Source organism: Moorena sp. SIO1F2, assembly GCF_010672755.1.
Lineage (GTDB): Bacteria > Cyanobacteriota > Cyanobacteriia > Cyanobacteriales > Coleofasciculaceae > Moorena.
In genome coordinates this window covers 1-7,778 of the sequence record NZ_JAAHFV010000305.1, presented here as the reverse complement: position 1 = coordinate 7,778, position 7,778 = coordinate 1, and the positions used below count along the sequence as shown (strand labels likewise).

Here is a 7,778-nt window from a genome sequence, read left to right as displayed (position 1 = left end):
TGATAGTTTGATGAAAGTTTATAAAAAATAATTGAATCACAATGGGGTATGCCATAGGGGGATCAGGGAGGATTTGGTATGATTAGATCCGTTCGCGTAGCGTGGCCTACGGCCAATAATCCCACGGGGATTAATCGTGGGATGGTTAACTTTGATCCAGGTTAACAGTGGCCTGGTAAGGACTCTCTACCTCTGAGCTACTTTCGACCTCCTGATCTTCCAAGGCACTCGAAGCTGAATCACTGACCTGCTTATCGACTACGGTAGCTGTGACTGTACCAGAGTCTTGGTGCTGGACAACTGCCTTCAGCTTAAGGTAGACATCTGAAGAGTCTGGTGGTGGATGAAATTGGTGAATTGGCTTCTTGTTAAGCTCATAACTTGACCAATCTACATTGTAGCTAGGACTAGCACGGGCTTTGCTCAGAGGCTTTGGGAAGCTTTCTCTGGGCTTGACTGATTTTTCAGGTATTTTGGATGATATGGTATTGGCTGGGGGGGAAGTTTCCTGTTGGCCTGTTGGTGGTGCTTGGAGTGTCTTTGACTCAAGCATCCCTTGCTCTGGTGTAATTTCATCGGAACTAGTACCTAGAGAGGTTTCAGCAACATTGTCTACCCACTGTAAACTTAGTTCTAAGCTCTCGGTTGTGGATCTACTATCGACCGGAGCGGTTAAATTTTGGGGAAATTTACGACAAACCATCCGCTCAAACTCATGATTAAAGCGATATATAGGCTGTCCTCGTCGTAACCAGACTGCCAAAATTTGCTCTACAGATATCGCTTTGTAACGCCCTTGATAAAGTGCCTCAATCACCGCTAGACGCACCCAATTGGCAGGATAGTTCTCAAGCCATAGATTGACTAATTCTTCTACAGTGTAACCCCTGAGCTCAAACCCATAGTGACTGAGCAAGGCAAGGGCATAGGCAATGGCTAAATCTGAGTCATTGGTCATGGGTAAAAGGGTTCAAGGTGGGAAGGTGGTACGATTCCAGGTGGAAAGGTCGCACATGTGGCAAATTATGGAGCCACAGCGGCTTCTGGCAACGTCGCTTGGTAATATAACCTATATCCTGCAACCTGCAACCTACAACCTGCAACCTGCAACCTGCAACCTGTAACCTGCAACCTGCAACCTGTAACCTGTAACCTGCAACCTGCAACCTGCAACCTGTAACCTACAACCTGCAACTAGTTTTGGTAGTGAGTTGGTTGGTCACTGAAATCAGGACTCAGGACTCATGACAACACTATACGGTGAGTTGAACTCAGTGACACGTCCTGTTTTCACCAAGGCCTGATAGATAAATGCGAACGCGCCCCGCGTGGCCTACGGCCAATCGCATCAGCTCGCTTTGCTTCCCGCTTGGGATGCAACAGGGTCGGGTTGGGGTGGTTAACGACAATTTTGGCGATGGTAGCGTACGCAACTGCTTCGGTAGCATAAGCAGGAATATCCTTCCAATCTTCGTAAATTTTGGAAATGTCAGAAGACTCTTTCACTGACTTGTCTACAGTTTTGGCTAAAGACAGCCCATTGACTAGAGAGGCAATCAAATCAACACGCCGCAAGGTCTGCTGAGGATGGAAGGTTTGGTCGGGGTATCCCGAGAGAAAGCCACCACGATAGGATTGGTTGATAGCTGGTAATGCCCAGAAATTCAGGGGGACATCAATAAATTGGGTAGCTGGACGGATCGGATTGGGGTCAAACACTTTCACCAGTAGGGCAGCGTACTCAGCCCGAGTTAGAGGGGCATCTGGTTGAAAGCTGCCATCTACAAAGCCACTAATCAGGTTTAGACTACCGAGGCGGCGAATAAAATCTTCTGCCCAGTGTCCAGGTATATCCCTGAAGGAGGTAATGTAAGGGTTAGGGTTAACAATATAAGGAGATGCGAACGCGCCCCGCGTGGCCTACGGCCAATCGCATCTGCAGAGCCTGTTGCTACCAATGCCTGGTAAATCAATGCTACCACCTCAGCACGGGTAATCGGCCTCATGGGATTGAGCTGATGGGGTTCGGGATAATTTACTACCATTCGTCTTTGAGTTGCTGTGGCTACCGCTTGGGTAGCATAGCTGGGAATCTGAACGCGATCGCGATAAAACCCGAGTTCCCTAGACTCACCACCTGTTAACCCCAAACCCTTGACTAGGGATACCAGACCTTGAACTCTGGTCAGATTTTGCTGGGGGCAAGTCGCTGATGGCAATCCCATAACCAGTCTTTTGACAAACATTGCCTCGCACTTCCCCTTTGGCATTACGCACCAGAAAGATGCCACTGGAAGCGTTAGCGTACAATACATTATCCAGAATCATGGGTTTGGCTGTGCCAGTAACAAATATCCCTTCACGACCACAGCGAGTAAAGGTATTATTGGCAATAATCGGTGAGGTAGATTCAATCCAGACCGCTGTCCCCAATTTTTCCTGATTAGTAACCGTTACTCCTCTTAATTGAGCCTTGGAATCTAAACGGATGGTAATATTTTGACGATTAAACGTCGGGCTGACATAGTTCCCACTGCCGGAAATCACAATATTCTTACCCTTGGTCGGTTCATTGCCAAGAACCATCACTCCCTTAGGAATAACGAGGGGAAAAACTTCGACCCTAGCAGCATTATAGGTACCAGCTGCTAAGTGAATGGTAGTTCCAGCAGTGGCAATAGAAAGTGCCTTAGTCAAGGTTTTAAACGGAACACTATCACCAGTATCGCTATCCTTACCAGTGACTGGGTTAACGTAAATAGTAGATTTAACCATATTAGTCAGTAAATGGCAATTAACACATAATACTTAACACGTAAGATTTAACACGTAAGATTTAACACTTAAGATTTAATACTTAAGATTTAATACCTAATACTTAACAGCTAATACTTAACACGTAATACTTAAAAATATGATAGAAGTAGAGCATCTAAGCAAAATCTATGGCACCACCCCAGCGATAGAGAATGTTACTTTCAGGGTTGAACCAGGAGAAATCCTAGGGTTCCTTGGACCGAATGGTGCAGGGAAAACCACTACCATGCGAATTTTGGCAGGCTATTTACCAGCAACCCATGGTACTGCCCGAATTGCTAATTATGATGTTCATGAAAATTCTATGGCAGTACGACGCCGAATTGGTTATTTACCGGAATTTCCGCCACTGTATCCGGACATGACCGTTGAAGGATTTTTGCACTTTGTTGCCCGTATTAAAGGTGTGGCTACAGGCGATCGCACTACTAAGGTCAAAACTGCCATGGAGCGCTGTAACATAACGAGCAAGGCCAAGCTACTGATCCGCAAGCTTTCTAAGGGCTTCCGTCAACGGGTGGGTATCGCTCAGGCAATTGTACATGACCCACCGGCCATTATTCTAGATGAACCTACAGTTGGTCTTGATCCTCGGCAAATCATTGATGTCCGTAACTTAATTAAGAGCCTTGCTGGTGACCATACTATTATCCTCTCAACCCACATTCTACCAGAAGTGAGTATGACCTGTAGCCGGGTAGCCATTATCAATGAAGGCAAAATTGTAGCAACAGATAGTCCAGACAAGTTACTGGCGGAGTTAACCGGGGGATCAGGTTATGAGTTAGAAATAGATGGTGATGCACAGGAGTTACAGAAATTATTACAAGTTATACCAGGAGTTTGCCTGGTGGAACTGGTTAATGATCAAAATTTACCTGGCGGACGCTCTTTATTCCACATCGTATCAGCACCAGGAGCAGAACCCGCACGGGATATTGCAGCTGTGACTGTGGGAGCTGGTGTAGGCATATACGAAATGCGACGGACTCGCGCTACCCTGGAAGATGTCTTTTTGAAACTAACTACCACCGAAAAACCACTGCCTCAACCCGATCCTGATTTAGAGGAGTCTGATTTACAGGAGTCTCAGGAGTCTGATGAAGGATTAACGATGAAGGATTAACGATGAAGGATGAAAGTTATTTTGAAAACCTTTAACTAAGTAACCTTAAAATAACTAATCCTGAATAACTAATCCTTACCTAACTAACATTCAACCTTCAAACTAACTAAGAGTTAACCTTAAACCTTAAACTAACTAACCTTAAACCTTAAACCTTAAACCTTCAATTTTAAACCTTAAACCCCAAAAATCACCCTTTTTAATAAAATAAATAATGATTATAATTTGGAATATATTAGCAATTTTTAGGAAAGAATTACAGGGCTATTTTGCTTCACCATTCGCTTATGTTATCGCCGGTGTATTTTGGTGGCTGTCTGGCTCCTTTTTTGTAGAAATTCTTTTGGATCAAGAGGGGATTATTAACCAAGTTGCAACGGCAGAACAATTGGGTTTACCGATACCACCAGTGGATGTTGCCTATGTATTTTTGCGTCAATTCTTGGAAGTGATGGGTTCACTGTCGTTATTTGTGTTGCCAATTCTGTCCATGGGACTCTATGCTGAGGAACGCAAGCGCAGGACTTTGGAACTTTTGGCCACTTCTCCACTAACGAATTGGGCTGTAGCCGTGGGTAAACTCTTGGGAGTGGTGACATTTTATAGCTTTATGGTGCTACCCTTACTTGCCTATGAAGCGATCGCATTTAGTGCTACAGACCCCCCGGTTCAACCTGTGCTACCGTTACTAGCCCACGTCGGATTAATTTTACTGGCAGCATCGGTGCTTTCTCTGGGGATGTTCATTTCTTCCCTAACTGATAGCTCAATTTTGTCAGCAATCCTCACCTTTGCGCTAGTTTTAGGACTTTGGGTGATTGATTTGATTGCTAAAAATGTTAGTGGACCCCTTGGGGAAGCCTTAGGTCATTTATCGTTGCTGGAAAATTATAAAAATCTGATTCAGGGTGTTTTGGATACTAGTAGTATAATTCTGTTTTTGAGTTACATCTTTATCGGTATTTTTCTAACTGCTCAGTCTATTGATGCATTGAGATTTCAGCGTTCTTAGTATGTAAGCATATGCTGATATCTGATAACTGATAGCTGATAGCTGATAGCTGAATGCTTTCCTCAAAACCTGACAATTTTTTACAGCAATTTATGACATCGAACTGAGGCTAGTCATTGTCAGTTAAACAACACCAGAAAAAACTGAGACAAAAACTGAGACATTTTGCTCTTGTCTTCCTAGTAGTCTGAGATTATAGAAAGTTCAGGGATATGTAGCTATTGATCTAACACCCCTGACTGGTTGTATCCTGTCCGGTGCTGGGTGATAGTCTTCTTTAGCCCAAATCTGGACAGTTTTATATTTTAGATACAGACATATACAGAAATTCTGTGTATAAGAAAACTGCTGTTTTCTGTCTCACTATCCCCAAAGGAGTAGATTATGAGCTTTCACACTGGAGAGATTGCTGTTCAAACTCGGGCTGGGGTAACCGAAGAAGCTGAGAAACTCAGCTCGATGATTACTCCCGTGATCAAAACTGCTGCTCAGATGCTCCTGACAACCCAACAATTAGCGATCGCTAGTAGTGTGGATACCAATGGCTTGGTTTGGGCATCACTGCTGACTGGTAAACCTGGTTTTGTCCAAGTTTTAGATAATCAAACTGTCGAGATTAACTGTATCCCTATCGATGGGGATCCCTTGTACGAAAACTTGGTGAAAAATGGAGTACTGGGACTTCTGGTGATTGACCTAACTACCCGTAAACGCTTGCGGATGAATGGCTTGGGTAGAGTAGAAGGCAAAGGGCAGATTGTGATGCAGACCACTGAGGTATTTTTCAACTGTCCCAAATACATCCAGCTGCGTCATCTAGAGACTGATATCCCTGAGTCAACGCAGCCTGAAATTCGCAGCTTTGAGGCTTTGACCACAACCGAGCAAGACTGGATTACCCAATCTGATACCTTTTTCATTGCCAGTTTCAATCCAGAAACTGGCGCAGATGCCTCTCATCGGGGTGGATATCCGGGATTTATCCAGGTGATCAGTGATCATCAGCTAGTGTTTCCCGATTATGCTGGCAATAATATGTTTCAAACCCTAGGTAACCTGACAGTGAATCCCCGTGCTGGTCTGCTGTTCATCGATTTTGAGCGAGGCAATACCTTACAACTGACCGGAACAGCCGAGGTGATTTGGGATCAGTCACAATTCACTACCGTTCCAGGAGCGCAACGGTTAGTGGAGTTTCATATTGAGCAGGTCTTAGAGACAACTAATGCTAGCCCTATACGCTGGCGCTTTGGAGAGTATTCTCCCGCTAATCCTGCTGTTAAGAAGGAGAGTCTTACTACTTAACTCTGATTCCTTTTGTTTTGAGAGTGATTAGTCTAATTAGTGGATTATAAGTATAAACACGACGAAAACTAAGTGTAATCACTGAGGCATTAGGATCTAGTGGTTGTTTTAAGGTGATAGAACCTTTAGTTGGTATCCTAGAAGGCATCACTGTTCCATCCCAACTAGAGCCTGAATAACCTCTATAAGTATTTCCTAAATTATCAACGGCGATAAAATCGGAAAATCTGCTATCTTTATTAGTGTAATTATAAGCTTTAAAATAAATTTTTAATTGGCCATTTTTCCACTTTTCTAGTTTCTCGACAACGAAGCGAGCGCCATTAACTTTTGGGGATGACCAATAATTTATAAAAACTTGAGGTATTTCGTTTTGCCATTCAGCAATTAATCGTTGTGCTTCTTGATAAGATGGCGTAGCGTTATGAATCCGTTTTGCGATGGATATTGCTTGACTATACTGTCGCTGATTAGCATAGTGATTTGCCTTGATGATCAGCTTTTCTCCTTGTATTTCTAATTCAGCAGCTAGTCTTTCTAATTCAGCATATTTTAGTTTTGTTTCAGCAGTTTTAATAATTTGGATTGCTTGGTGCTGGAAACGTTCAGCCTTAACCTGTGCTGCCATTGCTTTGGCTTGTTGCCATTTACGTTTCTTTAGGTCTTGTTGAGCTTTTTTAATTAAATTTTGATCACTTTGCCATTCTTTCCATTGAGTAATTAACGTTTGTGCTTCTTCGTAACTATTACTCTCAGCAGGTATTTTTTTTGCTTCAGTAATTGCTTTATATATAAGTCGAGAGTTATCTACTAGTTTAGTTGCTTTATTTAGTTGTGCTACAGAACAGTCATTTAAGAGGCATATCGATTTTTCATTGATGCTCAAAAACTCCGGAACGTCTTGAGCTAAGTTAATACATTTTTCATAGTCTCCATTTATCAAATGCTGTTGGATTTTACTTACTACTAGTTGCTCAATTTGGTTTAATCCATAGGTAAGACCTAACCCTAAAGTGATTACAGTAACTATAGCATAACTTAGTCGTTTATTCAGGTTCTTTACTTTGAGATTGTTACTAAACTCCGCTAGTACTTTTCTTTGAATTGGCTGTGGGGATGGAACCGATTTAAAAATACGTTCTAGATTGGCAAGACGCTTTTTAGGGTCAGGTTCTACCATCTTGTCTAGGTAGTCAAGAAATTCTTTGCTATAACCTGAAGCTAAATGCCTGAATTTTAGACGATGATTGCTTAAATCAATTAAATTACTAATTTCAGCCGTTTTAATTCCCGTAACCAAACAAATAAGTGTCACTCCTAAACTATAAATATCTGATGCTTTATTGAGGGGTTGATTATATAATTTTTCTGGTGGCATAAATCCAGCTGTGCCAGCCATCGTAGTACTTCCATAAATTGAACCATAGGCAATTTTAGCTAAACCAAAATCAATTAAGTAAACCAGAAAATGTTTTGTTAGATTACAAAATGCGGGTTTACTTAATTGATTTTGGTTTA

The 7,778-nt window shown here is 42.5% G+C and carries 7 protein-coding genes and 1 pseudogene; 3 read left to right on the top strand and 5 right to left on the bottom strand.

Annotation, left to right across the window (positions count from 1 at the left end; genetic code table 11):
• Positions 1 to 145 precede the first annotated feature (145 nt).
• The 4 genes from F6J94_RS26225 to F6J94_RS26210 form a co-directional block, all read right to left on the bottom strand.
• Positions 146 to 958 (bottom strand): hypothetical protein, encoded by an 813-nt coding sequence (locus F6J94_RS26225; RefSeq protein WP_293020242.1) that lies wholly within the window; start codon positions 956 to 958, stop codon positions 146 to 148.
• A gap of 332 nt (positions 959 to 1,290) precedes the next feature.
• Entirely contained in the window at positions 1,291 to 1,725 is a 435-nt protein-coding gene (locus F6J94_RS26220) for an S-layer homology domain-containing protein (protein WP_293020240.1), read from the bottom strand.
• A gap of 77 nt (positions 1,726 to 1,802) precedes the next feature.
• Complete coding sequence (locus F6J94_RS26215; RefSeq protein WP_293045570.1) at positions 1,803 to 2,150, bottom strand: hypothetical protein; 348 nt, start codon at positions 2,148 to 2,150, stop codon at positions 1,803 to 1,805.
• Positions 2,131 to 2,775 (bottom strand): DUF1565 domain-containing protein, encoded by a 645-nt coding sequence (locus F6J94_RS26210; RefSeq protein ID WP_293045567.1) that lies wholly within the window; start codon positions 2,773 to 2,775, stop codon positions 2,131 to 2,133. Before F6J94_RS26210 ends, F6J94_RS26215 begins: the two co-directional genes overlap by 20 nt.
• A 139-nt stretch (positions 2,776 to 2,914) precedes the next feature.
• On the opposite strand from F6J94_RS26210, the gene F6J94_RS26205 reads away from it, so the two are divergent.
• From F6J94_RS26205 to F6J94_RS26195, 3 genes are all read left to right on the top strand, one after another.
• Positions 2,915 to 3,943 carry an ABC transporter ATP-binding protein gene (locus F6J94_RS26205; protein WP_293045564.1) on the top strand — a complete coding sequence of 343 codons (1,029 nt, stop codon included), beginning with the start codon at positions 2,915 to 2,917 and terminating at the stop codon, positions 3,941 to 3,943.
• A gap of 211 nt (positions 3,944 to 4,154) precedes the next feature.
• Positions 4,155 to 4,955, top strand: a complete 801-nt coding sequence (locus F6J94_RS26200; protein WP_293045573.1) for an ABC transporter permease — start codon at positions 4,155 to 4,157, stop codon at positions 4,953 to 4,955.
• A 384-nt stretch (positions 4,956 to 5,339) separates the two neighbouring features.
• On the top strand, positions 5,340 to 6,260 hold the full coding sequence (locus tag F6J94_RS26195) for a pyridoxamine 5'-phosphate oxidase family protein (RefSeq protein WP_293045561.1): 921 nt from the start codon (positions 5,340 to 5,342) through the stop codon (positions 6,258 to 6,260).
• Here F6J94_RS26195 and F6J94_RS26190 read toward each other — a convergent pair.
• Positions 6,253 to 7,778: pseudogene (locus F6J94_RS26190) on the bottom strand (protein kinase); the annotation flags it as partial. The gene F6J94_RS26195 and the pseudogene F6J94_RS26190 overlap by 8 nt on opposite strands.

Bases quoted from the DNA above. Each gene is read 5' to 3' on its own strand.
- F6J94_RS26225 (WP_293020242.1), bottom strand. From the start codon at position 958: ATGACCAATGACTCAGATTTAGCCATTGCCTATGCCCTTGCCTTGCTC.
- F6J94_RS26210 (WP_293045567.1), bottom strand. From the start codon at position 2,775: ATGGTTAAATCTACTATTTACGTTAACCCAGTCACTGGTAAGGATAGC.
- F6J94_RS26205 (WP_293045564.1), top strand. From the start codon at position 2,915: ATGATAGAAGTAGAGCATCTAAGCAAAATCTATGGCACCACCCCAGCG.
- F6J94_RS26195 (WP_293045561.1), top strand. From the start codon at position 5,340: ATGAGCTTTCACACTGGAGAGATTGCTGTTCAAACTCGGGCTGGGGTA.